The 16,701-nt window shown below is 67.8% G+C and carries 13 protein-coding genes; 11 read left to right on the top strand and 2 right to left on the bottom strand.

The window, feature by feature from the left end; translation table 11 throughout:
* Positions 1–55: 55 nt before the first annotated feature.
* The 5 genes from eccB (at position 56) to G6N47_RS20020 (ending at position 8,991) form a co-directional block, all read left to right on the top strand.
* Positions 56–1,576: a type VII secretion protein EccB gene (gene eccB / locus G6N47_RS20040; RefSeq protein ID WP_083134182.1), complete on the top strand. Its 1,521-nt coding sequence runs from the start codon at positions 56–58 to the stop codon at positions 1,574–1,576.
* On the top strand, positions 1,573–5,766 hold the full coding sequence (eccCa, locus tag G6N47_RS20035; protein ID WP_083134183.1) for a type VII secretion protein EccCa: 4,194 nt from the start codon (positions 1,573–1,575) through the stop codon (positions 5,764–5,766). The genes eccB and eccCa overlap by 4 nt, the downstream gene beginning before the upstream one ends.
* 124 nt (positions 5,767–5,890) lie before the next feature.
* A complete protein-coding gene (locus G6N47_RS20030) occupies positions 5,891–6,190 on the top strand; it encodes a PE family protein (protein WP_083134184.1) in 300 nt (99 codons plus the stop codon).
* Positions 6,191–6,205: 15 nt separating this feature from the next.
* Positions 6,206–7,441, top strand: a complete 1,236-nt coding sequence (locus G6N47_RS20025) for a PPE family protein (protein ID WP_139799705.1) — start codon at positions 6,206–6,208, stop codon at positions 7,439–7,441.
* A 329-nt stretch (positions 7,442–7,770) separates the two neighbouring features.
* Positions 7,771–8,991: a PPE family protein gene (locus G6N47_RS20020; protein ID WP_083134186.1), complete on the top strand. Its 1,221-nt coding sequence runs from the start codon at positions 7,771–7,773 to the stop codon at positions 8,989–8,991.
* Positions 8,992–9,049: 58 nt separating this feature from the next.
* Here the strand turns inward: G6N47_RS20020 and G6N47_RS20015 are convergent, their stop codons facing one another.
* Positions 9,050–9,259 carry a hypothetical protein gene (locus G6N47_RS20015; protein ID WP_083134187.1) on the bottom strand — a complete coding sequence of 70 codons (210 nt, stop codon included), beginning with the start codon at positions 9,257–9,259 and terminating at the stop codon, positions 9,050–9,052.
* A 236-nt stretch (positions 9,260–9,495) separates the two neighbouring features.
* On the opposite strand from G6N47_RS20015, the gene G6N47_RS20010 reads away from it, so the two are divergent.
* The 4 genes from G6N47_RS20010 (at position 9,496) to G6N47_RS19995 (ending at position 13,643) form a co-directional block, all read left to right on the top strand.
* Positions 9,496–10,680 carry a PPE family protein gene (locus G6N47_RS20010; RefSeq protein ID WP_083134188.1) on the top strand — a complete coding sequence of 395 codons (1,185 nt, stop codon included), beginning with the start codon at positions 9,496–9,498 and terminating at the stop codon, positions 10,678–10,680.
* A 383-nt stretch (positions 10,681–11,063) separates the two neighbouring features.
* The gene (locus G6N47_RS20005) at positions 11,064–11,363 is read left to right on the top strand and encodes a PE family protein (protein ID WP_083134189.1); all 300 of its coding nucleotides are present in this window, start codon (positions 11,064–11,066) and stop codon (positions 11,361–11,363) included.
* Between the two features lie 14 nt (positions 11,364–11,377).
* Entirely contained in the window at positions 11,378–12,616 is a 1,239-nt protein-coding gene (locus G6N47_RS20000; protein ID WP_083134203.1) for a PPE family protein, read from the top strand.
* A gap of 31 nt (positions 12,617–12,647) precedes the next feature.
* Positions 12,648–13,643, top strand: a complete 996-nt coding sequence (locus G6N47_RS19995; protein ID WP_372517525.1) for an ABC transporter substrate-binding protein — start codon at positions 12,648–12,650, stop codon at positions 13,641–13,643.
* Between the two features lie 25 nt (positions 13,644–13,668).
* Here the strand turns inward: G6N47_RS19995 and G6N47_RS19990 are convergent, their stop codons facing one another.
* The gene (locus G6N47_RS19990) at positions 13,669–14,724 is read right to left on the bottom strand and encodes a metallophosphoesterase (protein ID WP_232080250.1); all 1,056 of its coding nucleotides are present in this window, start codon (positions 14,722–14,724) and stop codon (positions 13,669–13,671) included.
* 423 nt (positions 14,725–15,147) lie between these two features.
* Here G6N47_RS19990 and G6N47_RS19985 point away from each other — a divergent pair, with 423 nt between their 5' ends.
* A complete protein-coding gene (locus G6N47_RS19985; protein ID WP_083134191.1) occupies positions 15,148–15,447 on the top strand; it encodes a PE family protein in 300 nt (99 codons plus the stop codon).
* Positions 15,448–15,461: 14 nt separating this feature from the next.
* Positions 15,462–16,700 (top strand): PPE family protein, encoded by a 1,239-nt coding sequence (locus G6N47_RS19980; protein ID WP_083134205.1) that lies wholly within the window; start codon positions 15,462–15,464, stop codon positions 16,698–16,700.
* Position 16,701: the final 1 nt, after the last annotated feature.

The following is a 16,701-nucleotide window of genomic DNA, read 5'->3' as shown; positions in this document are numbered from 1 at the left end:
AATAGTGGCGATCCGCATTTTGCAGGCGTTCCGTCGGTTCGGGGCGTGATCCGCCGTGCCGTCTGAGCAGGGCGGCCAGCGCGGCTCGGGGTACGGCCTCGGGCTGTCGACGCGTACCCAGGTAACCGGCTACCAGTTCCTGGCGCGACGGACCGCGATGGCGTTGACCCGCTGGCGGGTCCGGATGGAGATCGAACCGGGTCGGCGCCAGACGCTGGCCGTCGTGGCGTCGGTGTCTGCGGCGGCGGTGATCTGCCTGGGCGCCCTGCTGTGGTCGTTCATCAACCCCTCCGGCCAGCTGAACGAGTCGCCGATCATCGCCGACCGCGATTCCGGCGCGCTGTACGTCCGGGTCGGCGACACGTTGTATCCGGCGCTGAACCTGGCATCGGCCCGGCTGATCGCCGGCCGCGCCGACAACCCGCACAAGGTGCGCGCGAGCCAGATCGCCCAGCAACCGCACGGCCCGATGGTCGGCATTCCCGGCGCACCGTCCTCGTTCTCGCCGACCACACCCACGTCGTCGTCGTGGCTGGTGTGTGACGCGGTCACCTCGACGGCCGGGGTGGGGGCCCCGTCCCCGGTGACGGTGACGGTGATCGACGGCACCCCGGACCTGTCGAATCACCGGCGGGTGCTGAGCGGATCGGACGCGGTGGTGCTGCGCTACGGCAACGACACCTGGGTGATCCGGGAAGGCCGCCGGTCGCGCATCGACGCGGGCAACCGTGCCGTGTTACTGCCGCTGGGCATCACCCCGGAACAAGTCACCCAGGCCCGGCCGATGAGCCGCGCGCTCTACGACGCCTTGCCGGTGGGCCCCGAGCTGACGGTGCCCAAAGTGCCCGACGCCGGCAGTCCGGCTAATTTCCCCGGGGCCCCCGGTCCGGTGGGCACGGTGTTCGTGACTCCGCAAATCAGTGGGCCGCAACAATATTCGGTGGTGCTGATGGACGGCGTGCAGACCGTGACGCCGGTGGTGGCCCAGATCCTGCAGAACGCCGGCGCCACCCCGGGCGCTCATCTGGTGACGGTCGCGCCGCCCGCCCTGGCGAAGATGCCTGTGGTGACCGGTCTGGATCTGTCGGCCTATCCGGACGGCCCGCTGAAGGTGGTGGACATTCGCGACAACCCGGCGACCTGCTGGTGGTGGGAGAAGACCGCCGGCGAGGAGCGGGCGCGCACCGAGGTGGTGTCCGGTCCCACCATCCCGGTGGCTCAGTCCGACACCAACAAGGTGGTGTCGCTGGTGAAGGCCGACAATTCCGGCCGGGAAGCCGACCGGGTCTACTTCGGCCCCAACTTTGCGAACTTCGTCGCGGTCACCGGCAACGACCCCGGCGCGTCGACGACGGAATCGCTGTGGTGGCTTTCGGATTCGGGTGTGCGGTTCGGGGTCGACAACACCCGCGACGCACGCAGCGCGCTGGGCCTGACCTCGACGCCGAGTCCGGCGCCGTGGGTGGCGTTGCGTCTGCTGGCGCCCGGGCCGACGCTGTCACGAGCTGACGCGCTGGTGCGCCATGACACCCTTCCGACCGACATGAACCCTGCAGAATTGGCGGTACCCAAGTGAAACGTGGCTTTGCGCGGCCCACGCCGGAGCGAGCGCCGGTAGTCAAGCCGGAGAACATCGTCTTACCGACGCCGCTGAGTGTTCCGCCCCCCGAGGGCAAGCCGTGGTGGCTGGTTGTCGTCGGCGTGCTGGTGGTCGGCCTGCTGGTCGGCATGGTCGGCATGACCGTCGCCAGCGGCTCGCGGATGTTCCTCGGTGCCGGCGCGATCTTCCCGATCTTCATGATCGGCGGCGTCGCGATGATGATGTTCGGCGGCCGGTTCGGCGGCCAGCAGCAGATGAGCCGGCCGAAACTCGACGCGATGCGCGCCCAGTTCATGTTGATGCTGGACATGCTGCGCGAAACCGCCCAGGAGTCCGCCGATTCCATGGACGCCAACTACCGCTGGTACCACCCGGAGCCGACCACCCTGTCGGCCGCGGTGGGCTCGTCGCGGATGTGGGAGCGCAAGCCCGACGGCAAGGACCTCAACTTCGGGGTCGCCCGCGTCGGCGTCGGGATGACCCGGCCGGAGGTGACCTGGGGCGAGCCGCAGAACATGCCGACCGACATCGAACTGGAACCGGTGACGGGAAAGGCCCTCCAGGAGTTCGGCCGCTACCAAAGCGTCGTCTACAACCTGCCCAAGATGGTGTCGCTGCTCGTCGAGCCGTGGTACTCGCTGGTGGGCGAGCGCGAGCAGGCGCTGGGCCTCATGCGGGCGATCATCTGCCAGTTGGCGTTCTCGCACGGACCCGACCACGTCCAGATGATTGTCGTCAGTTCCGATGTGGCGCAATGGGATTGGGTCAAGTGGCTGCTGCACTTCGGTGATCCCCGCCGGCGCGACGCCGCGGGCAACGCGCGGATGGTGTACGGGTCGGTGCGTGAGTTCGCCGCCGACCAAGCCGAATTGTTCGCCGGCCGTGGGTCGTTCACGCCGCGGCACGCCAGCTCGTCGGCCGAGACACCCACCCCGCACCACGTGGTCATCTGCGACATCGAGGATCCGCAGTGGGAGTACGTGGTCAGCACCGGCGGCGTCGACGGTGTGACGTTCTTCGACCTGACCGGGTCGGCGCTGTGGACCGCCGTACCCGAGCGGGTGCTGACGTTCGACAAAACCGGAGTGATCGAGGCGCTGCCGCGCGACCGCGACACCTGGATGGTGATCGACGACAACAAGTGGTTCTTCGCGCTGGCCGACCAGCTGACTGAAGCCGAGGCCGAGCAGTTCTCGCTGCGCATGGCGCAATGGCGGCTGGCCGAGGCCTACGAGGAGATCGGGCAGCGAGTGGCGCACATCGGTGCGCGAGACATCTTGTCCTACTACGGAATCGAGGACCCCGCGTCAATCGATTTCAATGCCCTGTGGAACGGCCGCGGCGATTCGATGCGCCGGGCGCGGTTGCGCGTGCCGTTCGGTAACCGCTCCGACAACGGCGAATTGTTGTTCCTGGACATGAAGTCGCTCGACGAGGGCGGCGACGGCCCGCACGGCGTGATGTCGGGGACAACCGGTTCGGGTAAGTCGACGCTGGTGCGCACCGTGCTCGAGTCGCTGATGCTCGCCCATCCGCCCGACGAGCTGCAGTTCGTGCTCGCCGACCTCAAGGGTGGGTCGGCCGTCAAGCCGTTCGCCGGGGTGCCGCACGTGTCGCGGATCATCACCGACCTGGAAGAAGACCAGGCGCTGATGGAGCGCTTCCTGGACGCCCTGTGGGGCGAAATCGCCCGGCGCAAGGCGATTTGCGACAACGCCGGTGTCGACGACGCCAAGGAGTACAACGAGATGCGCGCCCGGCTGCGCGCACGCGGCCAGGACATGCCGCCGCTGCCGATGCTGGTGGTCGTCATCGACGAGTTCTACGAGTGGTTCCGGATCATGCCGACCGCGGTCGACGTCCTCGACTCCATCGGCCGGCAGGGCCGCGCCTACTGGATCCATCTGATGATGGCGTCGCAGACCATCGAGAGCCGGGCCGAAAAGCTCATGGAGAACATGGGTTACCGGTTGGTGCTGAAAGCACGCACCGCCGGCGCGGCGCAGGCCGCCGGCGTGCCCAACGCGGTGAACCTGCCGGCCCAAGCGGGTCTGGGCTATTTCCGCAAGAGTGGCGACGAGATCATCCGCTTCCAGGCCGAGTTCCTGTGGCGCGACTATCGCCGCGGCGTATCGCTCGACGAGGACGGCCAGGCGCCACTGGTGCACAGCGTCGATTACATTCGCCCGCAACTCTTTACCACTGCGTTCACGCCACTGGAAGTCAGCGTCAGCGGTGCGGATCTCGACGCGCAACGCGAGATCACCAACGGCGAAGTGATCACCGACACCGAAGACCGCGACGTCGATGTCGACGTCGTCGATGCTGACGTCGACGACGAGGAAGAAGAAGCGATCCGGACGCCGAAAGTCGGCACCGTGATCATTGACCGGCTGCGCCAGATCCCGTTCGAGCCGTATCGGTTGTGGCACCCGCCGCTGGACGAGCCGGTGGCCATCGACGACCTGGTGAACCGCTTCCTGGGCCGGCCCTGGCAGCAGAACTACGGCAGCGCCCGCAATCTGGTGTTCCCGATCGGGATCATCGACCGGCCGTACAAGCACGACCAGCCGCCGTGGACCGTGGACACTTCCGGGGCGGGCGCCAACGTGCTGGTCCTGGGCGCCGGCGGGTCCGGCAAGACCACCGCGCTGCAGACGCTGATCTGCTCGGCCGCGCTGACCCACACGCCCGAGCAGGTGCAGTTCTACTGCCTGGCCTACAGCAGCACCGCGTTGACTACGGTGGCCGGGCTGCCCCACGTCGGCGAGGTCGTCGGGCCCACCGACCCCTACGGCGTGCGGCGCACGGTCGCCGAGATGCTGGCGTTGGTGCGTGAGCGCAAGCGCAGCTTCCTCGAGCACGGAATCGCCTCGATGGAGATGTTCCGGCGACGCAAGTTCGCCGGCGAGCCGGGCCCCGTTCCCGATGATGGCTTCGGCGACGTCTATCTGGTGATCGACAACTACCGGGCGCTGGCCGAAGAGAACGAGGTCCTGATCGAGCAGGTCAACCAAATCATCAACCAGGGCCCGTCGTTCGGTGTGCACGTGATCGTCACCGCCGATCGCGAATCGGAGCTGCGGCCCCCGGTGCGCAGCGGATTCGGCTCCCGGGTGGAGCTGCGGCTGGCCGCGGTGGAGGACGCCAAGCTGGTGCGTTCCCGGTTCGCCAAGGACGTCCCGGTCAAGCCGGGACGCGGCATGGTCGCGGTCAACTACGTGCGATTGGACAGCGATCCGCAGTCCGGTCTGCACACACTGATCGCCAGGCCCGCGCTCGGCAGCACGTCGGATTCGGTGTTCGAGTCCGACAGCGTGGCCGCGGCGGTCAGTCAGGTGGCGGTCGGTCGGACCCGTCCGGTGCGCCGCCTGCCGGCGCGCTTCGAGCTCGAGCAGCTGCAGGCACTGGCCGCCGCCGATCGCCGCCAGGGCGTCGGCGCGGGCGGAATCGCTTGGGCGGTATCGGAATTGGACCTGCAGCCGGTCTACCTCAACTTCGACGACAACGCGCACTTGATGATCACCGGCCGTCGCGAGTGTGGCCGCACCACTACGCTGGCCACGATCATGCGCGAGATCGGGCGGATCTACGCGCCCGGCGCCAGCACCGCACCGCCCACGTCGCGGCCCTCCGCGCAGGTGTGGCTGGTCGACCCGCGTCGTCAGCTGCTGACCACGCTGGGCTCCGACTACGTCGAGAATTTCGCGTACAACCTCGATGGGGTCGCCGCGATGATGGATCAGCTGGCCGCCGCGCTGTCGCGCCGCGAGCCGCCGCCTGGGCTGTCCGCCGAGGAGTTGCTGTCGCACTCGTGGTGGAGCGGGCCGGAGATCTTCCTGATCATCGACGACGTGCAGCAGCTGCCGCCGGGCTTCGACTCGCCGCTGCACAAGGCGGCACCGTGGGTGACCAGGGCGGCCGACGTCGGCTTGCACGTGATCATCACCCGCACCTTCGGCGGCTGGTCGTCGGCCGGCAGCGACCCGATGCTGCGGGCGCTGCACCAGGCGAACGCGCCCTTGCTGGTGATGGACGCCGACCCCGACGAGGGCTTCATCCGCGGCAAGATGAAGGGCGGCCCGCTGCCTCGCGGCCGTGGCCTGCTGATGGCCGAGGACACCGGCGTGTTCGTCCAGGTGGCGGCCACCGACCTGCGTCGGTAAGCGGCCTCGCCGCCCTCAGAGCCACCTCATAGCCAACGCACAGCTGACACTTGTCGTCCGCTCACCCTGCCTTTTTAACGTCGCTAAGCAGTGACTGATGGGCTAGTGGTGAAGGGAGTGCCTGATGTCGTTTGTGACGACACAGCCAGAAGCGTTGACGGCAGCGGCGGGCGACCTGCAGGGGATCGGCTCGACGATGCTGGCCCAGAATGCCGCGGCGGCCGCGCCGACGACGGGAGTGCTTCCCGCCGCGGCTGACGAGGTGTCGGCGCTGACCGCGGCGCAGTTCGCCGCGCACGCGCAGATGTATCAGGCGGTCGGCGCACAAGCAGTTGCGATCCACGACATGTTCGTCGCCACCCTCGGCGCAAGCGCCGGCTCCTATGCGGCGACGGAGGCAGCGAACGCGGTTGCAGCCGGCTAGGGAGGGGGAGCGATGCTGGATTTCGGGGCGCTCCCGCCGGAGATCAACTCCGCGCGCATGTATGCCGGGCCGGGATCGGGACCGATGCTGGCCGCCGCGGCGGCCTGGCAGGAACTGGCCGCCGAGTTGAATTCCGCAGCGGCGCACTATGGTTCGGTGATCTCCGGGTTGACCAGCGGAGCCTGGGCGGGACCCTCGTCGGCGTCGATGGCGGCCGCGGCCACGCCGTACGTCGGCTGGCTCGCCGCCACCGCCGGCCAAGCCGAACAGGCCGGCACCCAGGCCGCGACGGCGGCCGCTGCCTATGAAACCGCTTTTGCCGCAACGGTTCCCCCGCCGGTAATAGCAGCCAACCGCAGCCTGCTCGCCACTCTGGTCGCGACCAATGTCCTCGGACAGAACACCCCGGCCATCGCGGCGACCGAGTTCCACTACGCCGAAATGTGGGCGCAGGACGCCGCGGCCATGTACGGCTACGCCGGAGCGTCGGCGGCGGCCGCGAGACTGACTCCGTTCACGGCACCGCCGCAGACCACCGCTCCGGGCGGGTTGGCCGGCCAGGCCGCCGCGGTGGCCCAGGCCGCGGGCACCGCCGTCGGCACCCACGCCGAGACGGTGATGTCGGCAGGCCCGCAATTACTTGCTGCGACACCCCAAGCGCTGCAAGGGCTTGCGTCGCCCCAGGGCCTGGAAAGCCTCGCGTCCTCGGCGCCTGGGTCGTCGTCGTCCACGTCGGGTATGTCGTCGCTGTCGTCACTGAGCATGCTGACGATGCCTGCCAGGATGGCGATGATGCCGATGAGCATGCTGAGCCGGTTGTTCATGATGGGCAGCGCCAACACGGCGAGCACTGCCGCCAGGGCCGTGGGCAACACCGCTACCGCGTTGGGATCGGCGCTACGGGGCGGGCTCGGTTCCGGCACCGGCGCGCTGGGCTCGGCGGGGCTGGCCGGGCTGAGCAGTGGCCCGGCGGTGACGGCGGGCATGGGGCGGGCGGCCTCGATCGGCGCACTGTCGGTGCCGTCCGGTTGGTCCGGGACGGCGTCGGCGATAAGCCCCTCGGCGGCCGGTGCTTTGCCGGTCGGCACGTTGCCGGCCAGCGCAACCCCGGCGGTTCAGGCGGCCGCCCAGCAGGCGGTGCCTCCTATGATGCCGATCACAAATATGGCCGGGCGCGGCGCGGTCGGCGGCGCCACTCCGCGGTTCGAGGTTCGGCCGACTGTGATTCCGCGCTCACCGGCCGGCGGCTAACCGCCTCCGTTTTGGAGCCGATAACCCAACAACGGATGAACAAATGTCCTTCGCGGGTGAACAGTAGTTGTCGAGGAATGAATAGTTAGCGTCGTCGGCGGCTAACTGCGCCACGGCCAACTAATCTCACCAACGAGCAATTGTTCAGCGACGAACACCTGCTCAATGTTGTTGAGTCTGAGGATTACCGAGGGAAGAAAGCGCATTTCGGCTGTGAGCACACACCGCGCTTCGTGGGCCGACATCCATCACGCACTCGGCTACCGGACTCATAACCGATTCTTGACCACGCTGTGGACCGGCAACCGCGCCATGTTGGGGAGGACGTAGTGCTGGATTTCGGCGCATTGCCGCCGGAGGTCAATTCGGGTCGGATGTACATGGGTCCTGGGGCTGGACCGTTATTGGCGGCTGCGGGGGCCTGGGATGGGTTGGCGGCGGAATTGTATTTGGCCGCCACCGGCTACAGCTCGGTGCTTTCGGAGTTGACCAGTGGCCCGTGGGTGGGTCCGGCGTCGATGTCGATGGCGGCCGCGGCTGCGCCGTATGTGTCGTGGCTGAGTACGACGGCGGCGCTGGCCGAGCAGACGGCCAATCAGGCCAGGGCCGCGGTGGCCGCCTATGAGGCGGCGTTTGCTATGACGGTGCCGCCACCGGTGATTGCGGCCAACCGGGCGTTGTTGATGGCGCTGGTCGCGACGAACTTCTTCGGGCAGAACACGCCGGCGATCATGGCCACCGAGGCGCACTACATGGAGATGTGGGCCCAAGACGCCGCGGCGATGTATGGCTATGCGGGGGCGTCGGCGGCGGCTTCGACGGTGACTCCGTTTACTCCGCCGGCGCACACCACCAACCCGGCGGGTCTGGGCGCTCAGGCCGTGGCGGTGGCCAAAGCTGCCGCCACTCCGGCCGGAACGTCCGCGCAAACCACCGCGTCCGCCACCCCGCAGCTGGCCTCCGCTTCCGTGGTACCTGAAGCGCTGCAACAACTTTCGTCGACATCGACGGCGACCGGGGCGTCGACGTCGACGGGCTCGCTGTCGTCGTTCCTGCCCGCACCCCTGGGCACCGGTCCCGCGCTGACGACCGGAAACTGGACCGCGCTGTTGAAGCAGACGTCAGGCATGTTCGGCTACTTCCCGCTCGGAATCGGCCAGTTCTTGGCCTCGATCAGCCAGCAGCTGACGTTTGGCCCCGGGGGAGCTACGGCAGGTTCGGGCGGGGCGTGGTATCCGACGCCGCAATTTGCCGGCCTGGCTGGCCTGGGCAGCGGCGGCGGCTCACCGGTGTCGGCGGCCGTGGGCCAGGCCGGCTCGGTCGGGCAGTTGTCGGTGCCGTCGAGCTGGGCCGCCGGGGCTGCCCAGGCAAACGAGTCGGCCGCGTTGTCCTCGGTCACCAGCCTGGGGGCCGCCTCGGAGACCAACGGACCGTCCGGGCTGCTTCGCGGCATGCCGCTCTCGGCTGCCGGCCGGCGGGCCGCCGGTGGCTTCACCCACCGATACGGATTCCGCTACAGCGTTTTGACCCGCCCCCCATCGGCCGGATAGCCGCTAGCGCGCCCGTACGCCGCGCACGTCTCCGCCGTCGCCCGGTGGCGGATAGGCCTTAATCCGCGCCGAGATTTTTATCCGCCTGCGCGCTTGGCCGCCCGGCCACAATTTCGCGACGGCGACCCGACATCGCGTTGTTTGCACAGGTGACGGCCACCGCCGGTGCCGTCGACGCGCTGCCGGGATGAACAGTTGATAGCGCTCCGGTGACATTGGATGGCGCTGAGGTGAACACGGCGTAGCCATCGGGTTCCGTCTTGGCCATTTAGTGTCATCCACTACACCGCTCGCGATTGGCGAGTGACCACCCAATGTGGTTGATGCTGAACGCTATTGACAAGGAAGCGAGTTTCCACTCGTGCCGACGCAACTGGAAATGTCTGCCCGGGCGGCGCGGTTCGCAGCGCCAGGTCCAAGTCCCGCTCATCGGAGCAGCGCACATTCCTGTGCCGCCGTCCAGATCATCCCGAAACGCGAACCAGCTGATCGACGAGCGTAGCGATGGATTTCGGGGCGCTACCACCCGAGATCAACTCGGGGCGGATGTATGCCGGTCCCGGAGCGGGGCCGTTGCTGGCTGCCGCGGGGGCCTGGGACGGGATAGCGGCGGAGTTGTATACCGCGGCCACCGGCTATGCCTCGGTGATTTCGGAGTTGACGAGTTCGCCATGGCTCGGTCCGGCATCGACGGCAATGGTCGCGGCGTCCGCACCGTATGTGTCGTGGCTGAGTACCACCGCCGCGCAGGCCGAGCAGACCGCTAACCAGGCGAGGGCCGCGGCCGCGGCCTATGAGGCGGCGTTTGCGTTGACAGTTCCGCCCCCGGTGATCGCAGCCAACCGCGCGTTGTTGATGGCGTTGATCGCGACGAACTTCTTCGGGCAGAACACCCCGGCGATCGCGGCCACCGAGGCGCACTACACGGAGATGTGGGCTCAAGACGCCGCGGCCATGTATGGCTATGCCGCGGCGTCGGCGACTGCCACCAGGTTGGCCGCGTTCACGTCGCCGGCGCAAAACACCGACCCCGCCGGGCTGGCGGGGCAGTCGGCAGCGGTCGCCAAGGCCGCCGGCACGTCGGCGGGCGCTTCCGCGCAGACCACCGCCTCGACGACCCCGCAGCTGGCCTCGGCCCCCACCATTTCGCAAGCGGTGCAACAAGTCTCGACGTCCACGTCGTCCTCGTCGTCGGGCTCCTCATTTTGGGACCAGCTGAACGCCATCCTGGGTTCAAGCAGCATCAGGACCTTACTGACGACTCGTATCTTTGGCGGGACCTATTTCCTCGAGGGCATGCCCAACTCTGCTATCTCGATCGCACAGCAGGTGACGTTTGGCCCGGGAGGAACAACGGCTGGTGCCGGCGGAGCCTGGTATCCGACGCCGCAATTTGCAGGTCTGGGTCTGGGGCATGGCGGTGGCGGAGCAGTGTCGGCGAATGTGGGCCAAGCGGGCACGATCGGAAAGCTGTCAGTGCCACCTGGTTGGACCGGGGCGACGTCCTCGGCGCTGGAGCCGCAGAGCGCGGGAGCGCTGGGCGCCCAGGCACCCGGCGCTTCGGCAAACACCCAGGGCCTGCTCCGCGGGATGCCGCTGACCGGAGCGGGCCGGCGCGCCACCGGCGGCTTTGTCCACCGATACGGGTTCCGCCACAGTGTGGTGTCGCGCCCACCGTCGGCCGGCTAGTCGCGGTGGGTACCGTTTCGATCTCGGTGTCGCCCCTTGGGGCAGACAGGCTTTCGCCTGAATTGCCGCGTTCTGCAGCCGACGCCGACGTACATGGCTTTATCCGCGCCGAGATTTTATCCGCGAAGAGGACCGGACTGTCCGTCTGGGCCGACGGCCGCGGGTCGTGGCGACGGCGGGATATGTGGGGCTTCCTGCAGGTAGGGGCCATCGAAGCGGCTCGGACGGCCGCGCCATGTGAGTCGCTCCGGGCTGGAACGAATGTTGTCCACGAACTGAACACCAAGTGTCGGCAGGATTACGGCTCGGTGTCTGCCATCTAACCTGCCTTACCAAGCGAGTTTCGAAGTCGTTGAGCTGACCGTTCTTGAGGAGGAAGCCTGATGTCGTTTGTGACCACGCAGCCCGAGGCGTTGTCGGCGGCGGCTGCCAACTTGACGGGTATCGGATCAGGGGTGGCCGCGCAGAATGCCGCTGCTGCTGCGCCGACGACGGGCGTGGTTCCCGCCGCCGCCGACGAGGTGTCGGCGCTGACCGCCGCGCAATTCGCCGCCCACGCGCAGATGTACCAGGCAGTCAGTGCGCAGGCCGCGGCGATTCACGAGATGTTCGTCAACACCCTGGGCACCAGCGCCGGATCGTATGCGGCCACCGAAGCCGCCAACGCGATCGCGGCGGGCTGAGGAGGCTGGCAGTGCTGGACTTCGGGGCGTTACCGCCGGAGATCAACTCCGCTCGCATCTACGCCGGCCCGGGTTCGTCGTCGTTCCAGGCCGCCGCGTCGGCCTGGAATAGCCTTGCCGCCGAGCTGAATTCGGCGGCGCTCGGCTACGACACCGTGGTCACCCAACTCACCAGCGAGGAGTGGTTGGGTCCGGCATCTGCGGCAATGGCGGATGCGGCGCAATCCCACGTGGCCTGGCTGAGCAGTACCGCTGCGCAGGCCGAGCAGGCGGCCACCCAGGCGAGGGCGGCCGCGGCGGCCTATGACCAGGCGTTCGCAGCGTCGGTGCCTCCGCCGCTGATCGCGGCGAACCGTGCTCAGACGGCGCAGCTGGTCGCCACCAACGTTCTGGGCCAAAACACTCCGGCGATCGCGCAGTTGGAGGCGCAGTACGGCGAGATGTGGGCCCAGGACGCCGCCGCGATGTACGGGTATGCGGGCCAGGCGGCCGCCGCCACGAAGGTGACCCCGTTCGCCGCCCCGGTGCAAACCACCAATCCCGCCGGACAGGCCACTCAAGCGACCGCGGTCGCCCAAGCGGCCGCCAGCTCCAGCACCACGAGTGCGCAGTCGACGCTGTCCCAGTTGCAATCTTCGGTACCCAGCACGCTGAAGAGCCTCGCGACGCCCGCATCGGCCGCGTCCTCGACCTCGACGACGCCAGACCCGTGGAGCGAATTCTGGTTGCTCTTGACCGGGTCGTCCACTCCTCCCCAATCGCTGTCGGCGATCTTCACCGACCTTGTGGCACCCTCCTCCGTTCTCTACTACAGCGAGGGCATGGGGAACTTCACCACCGGCATAGCCAACGCCGCGATTCAGACATCGAAGACGCTGGGATTGATCGGCGCGTCCGCGCCCGCGGCCGCTGGCGGGGCTGCCAAGGGGATAGCCGGCGGCCTGGGTGGGCTCGGAAGCCTGCTGGGAAGCGGAACCGGCGGCGCGCCGGCAGCTGTGTCGGCGGGCTTGGGTAATGCGGGGGCAGTCGGTCGATTGTCGGTGCCGCCCACCTGGATTGGCGGAGCCCCGTTAACGGCCCCGCATGCTCCGCTGCCCATCAGCAGTGTGAGCGCAGCACCAGAAGGTGGCGGCGCCGGAAACCTGTTGGGCGGGATGCCACTAGCTGGCGCCGGTGCTGGACACGTGGGCGGTTCTGGCCCCCGATACGGGTTCAAGCCAACCGTGATGGCCCGTCCGCCGTTCGCCGGCTGAGATGCCCAACTCTGCACGAGACGTTCTGTCCCTGCGACGTTATACCGCAGTACTTTTGACCGTTATCGCCCTGCTGCTTCCGGCATGCGTCGCACGCCAGCGTGCCACCGGCCCCGCCCATGAGCCAGCCAAAGTTCCGCTATCACAGCTGGCCGACCTGACGCTGCAAGTGGGGGACCAAAAGAGCGTCGGCACCGAGTCGATGCTGCGAGCGGCGGGGCAGCTCGACCATCTGCCGTATCGGATCACGTTCTCCACGTTCGCATCTGGGCCGCCGATGGTCGAGGCCGCCACCGCCGGCAAGATCGACGTTGCCATCACCGGCGACACCCCGCCGATTTTCGGCGCGGCGGCTAACGCCCACATCAAGGTGCTGTCGGCATACGAGGGAGGCGGCCCAGGCGACCAGATTCTGGTCCACACCGATTCCGCGATCCAGTCCGTTGATGGCCTGCGCGGCAAGACCATCGCGCTGGCCAAGGGCAGTTCGGCACACGCCAACGTGCTCGACCAGCTGGACAAGGCCGGACTCAAACCCGCCGACGTTCACCTGGTTTTCTTACAGCCCGCGGACGCGTTGTCGGGATTCCGCAACGGGCAGGTCGACGCCTGGGCGGTATGGGACCCGTACACCGCCCAGGCCGAACAACAGCTCCCGGTGCGCGGTCTCGTCTCGCGCAAGCACAAGTACTCGTTCGCGATCGCCTCCGACGAGGGGCTGGCCGACCCGAAACGCAACACCGCTTTGGGGGACCTGCTGACGCGCTATGCGAACGCCGCGGTGTGGGCACGTGAACACCCCCGGGAGTGGGCGGCCAAGTACGCCGAGTCGGCCGGCCTCGACCCGGCTGTCGCCGCCGTCGCACAGGGCCGCACCCTGCGCCAGCCGACCCCGCTGGATGACACCGTGATTGGCGCGGAGCAGCGGCTAGCCGACCTGTTGGCGGCGGACGGCCAAATCCGTTCCGCCCCACGGTTCGCCGACTGGGTGGACCGCCGCTTCGACCACGCCCCGGAGTCTCGCTGACGCCACTGCGTCGGACGGCAGAACATCAACGCCGGAAAGGGATGTCGAGCCGCAGGGTGCGTTCTGCCTTGGGATACCAGCCTTGCGGCGCATGCTGGCTGGTGTGCAGGTAGCACTGCACACGCACGTCGCGGCTGCCTGGGGTGAAGGTCAGCAGTCGACTGATCGGCAACGTGGTCAGCGGCATGTGATGGCGGCTCAACGACGCGACGTTGATGAACCAGGTGCCCCAGCGTCGCTCGATGTGGGTTTTGTTGCCGAACGAGTCATCCGGGTTGGTGTGGGTGTGCCCGCCGATCCACATCTGTACGCATCCGGGACGTTCGGCGAGAAAGTTCTCGAATGCGCCTGAATCCTGTTTGCTGTCAACCCAGTACAGATACGACGCGCCCCGCGGCGTGCCTTGCTCGAAGTATCGGTGATAATGCTCCTCCCAACGGCCGTCGGCGCCTTTGCGCAGACCTTCCCACGCGCCGGAGGCGACGGTCGTGTCCTTCAGGACGTAGTGGTGCACCGAAATGATGATTTTGTCGGGATTGTTGTCGACCGCGTCTTTCCACCACTGAAATGTTTCGCCGCTCACCACACCGCCCGGGTTACCGCCGAGCGTTCCTCGCCCCACCATTTGGGTGGGCTCGTTGCGGTCGCTCATCATCAAAAAGAGCAGGTTCCCTACCTGAAAGGAATACCGTTGCCACGTCCCGTTAATGGCATATCGGCGGGCTTTGGCGTCAACACCCGAGAATTCGTTGTGGTCGCCCAGCGGGTCCACCCACTTTTGCCACCACCACGCCTCGGGTTCGGCTAACCCGCTTCGGTCGTGGTTGCCGCAGACGCTGTAGATGTCTTCGCGTCGGTGCTTGCGCAACACCGAGAACTGTCGACGCACCTCTTCGCCTTCTGCGTCATCGGGCAGGCTGTGGTGTGCACCGGACATGTCGCCCACGTCGATCGCAAGGTCCCAGGCGAAGGCTGGACCGCCTTCGCTCCCACCGAATTCGGACTGCGAAATCGCCTCGGCAAGGCTGTGTCTGCCGAATTGCTTGTCAGTGCCGACGTGCGCATCGCCGAATGCCCACACGTGAAGAGGTTCTGATGCCGAGTGGATTGACATTCGTCCTCCGGTCTTGGCGTTTGGCGACTGCCCGAGTCCCCTTCGGATTCAACAAGTCCGAATGCCGATCGCCCATATCACGATAGTGACCGCGATGGCAGACGGCACGTCGAAGCTCACGCAAAGCCGGCAGGCCGGATCTGCGGCGCTCTCGCCGATGACGGGTCGATGCTGCGCCCGGCCGGTCTGCAGGGCTCGGTATAGGCGGGTGTGTTCGCCGTCACCGAGCCAGGCGACATTAACTCAAACATTAGGTAAACAGCTGTGGCTGGCGGATGAACACTAGCCGTCCACCAATGAACACTTGGTTTTGGACGGGGTGCAGGCCGGAATCGGCCCCTAACCTCACTAATCGAGCTGCTTTTGCGGTTTGTGAGGGAGGAAAATCATATGTCATTCGTGACAACGCAGCCCGAGGCGTTGTCGGCGGCCGCCGCCAACCTGACCGGTATCGGTTCGGGAATGGCCGCGCAGAATGCCGCCGCCGCTGCCCCGACAACCGGGGTCGTCCCCGCCGCCGCCGACGAGGTGTCGGCGCTGACCGCCGCGCAGTTCGCCGCCCACGCGCAGATGTACCAGGCAGTCAGTGCACAGGCCGCGGCGATCCACGAGATGTTCGTCAACACCCTGGGCACCAGCGCCGGATCGTATGCGGCCACCGAAGCCGCCAACGCGATCGCGGCGGGCTGAGGAGGCTGGCAGTGCTGGACTTCGGGGCGTTACCGCCGGAGATCAACTCCGCTCGCATCTACGCCGGCCCGGGTTCGTCGTCCTTCCAGGCCGCCGCCTCGGCCTGGAATAGCCTTGCCGCCGAGCTCAATTCCGCCGCCGCCGGCTACGACACCGTGGTCACGCGACTGGCCACCGAAGAGTGGATGGGGCCGGCGTCGACGTCGATGGCCAACGCCGCGGCACCGTATGTGACGTGGATGCAGACCACCGCTGCCCAGGCCGAGCAAGCAGCCACGCAGGCCCGTGCCGCCGCGGCGGCCTATGACCAGGCGTTTGCCGCGACGGTGCCCCCGCCACTGATCGCGGCGAACCGTGCTCAGACGGCGCAGCTGGTCGCCACCAACGTTCTGGGCCAAAACACTCCGGCGATCGCGCAGTTGGAGGCGCAGTACGGCGAGATGTGGGCCCAGGACGCCGCCGCGATGTACGGGTATGCGGGCCAGGCGGCCGCCGCCACGAAGGTGACCCCGTTCGCCGCGCCCGCGCAGACCACCAATCCCGCCGGACAGGCCATTCAAGCCGCCGCGGTGACCAACGCCGCCGGCACTGCGTCGGGCACGAGCGCGCAGTCGACGCTGTCGCAGCTGCAATCTGCCGTCCCGAACGCCCTGCAAAGTCTTGCGACGCCGACTTCCACGGCGTCGTCGACCGCGACGGATCCATTCAGCGGCATCTGGCAGCTCCTGACCGGGTCGTCGACTGCGCCTACTTCGCTGTCGGGGCTGCTGAACGCCTACTCACCGTTCGCAGGTTTCTTCTACAACACCGAGGGTCTGCCTTACTTCAGCATCGGTATGGCCAACAACTTTGTGCAGTCGGCCAAGACTCTGGGCTTGATCGGCGCGCAGGCCCCCGCGGCAGCGGGTGCTGCCGCAAAGGGAGCAGCCAGCGGCCTGGGTGGGCTCGGCGGCCTGCTGGGAGGCGGAGCTGGCGGGGCCGGCGCGCCGGCAGCGGTGTCGGCGGGGTTGGGCAACGCGGGCGCCGTCGGTCGGTTGTCGGTGCCGCCCACCTGGATCGGGGGAGCGCCGTTGACGGCGCCGCACGCCCCGATGCCCATCAGCAGTGTCGCCGCCGCTCCGGAAGGCGGAGGTGCCGGAAACCTGCTGGGTGGCATGCCGCTGGCCGGTGCCGGTGCAGGGCACGCCGGAGGTGCGGCCCCCCGATACGGGTTCCGCCCCACCGTGATGTCACGTCCGCCGTTCGCCGGCTGAC

It is taken from the genome of Mycobacterium branderi (genome assembly GCF_010728725.1).
Classification (GTDB): Bacteria; Actinomycetota; Actinomycetes; order Mycobacteriales; family Mycobacteriaceae; genus Mycobacterium; species Mycobacterium branderi.
The sequence above is the reverse complement of the archived record's forward strand: the minus strand, read 5'-3'. Positions and strand labels throughout refer to the sequence as shown.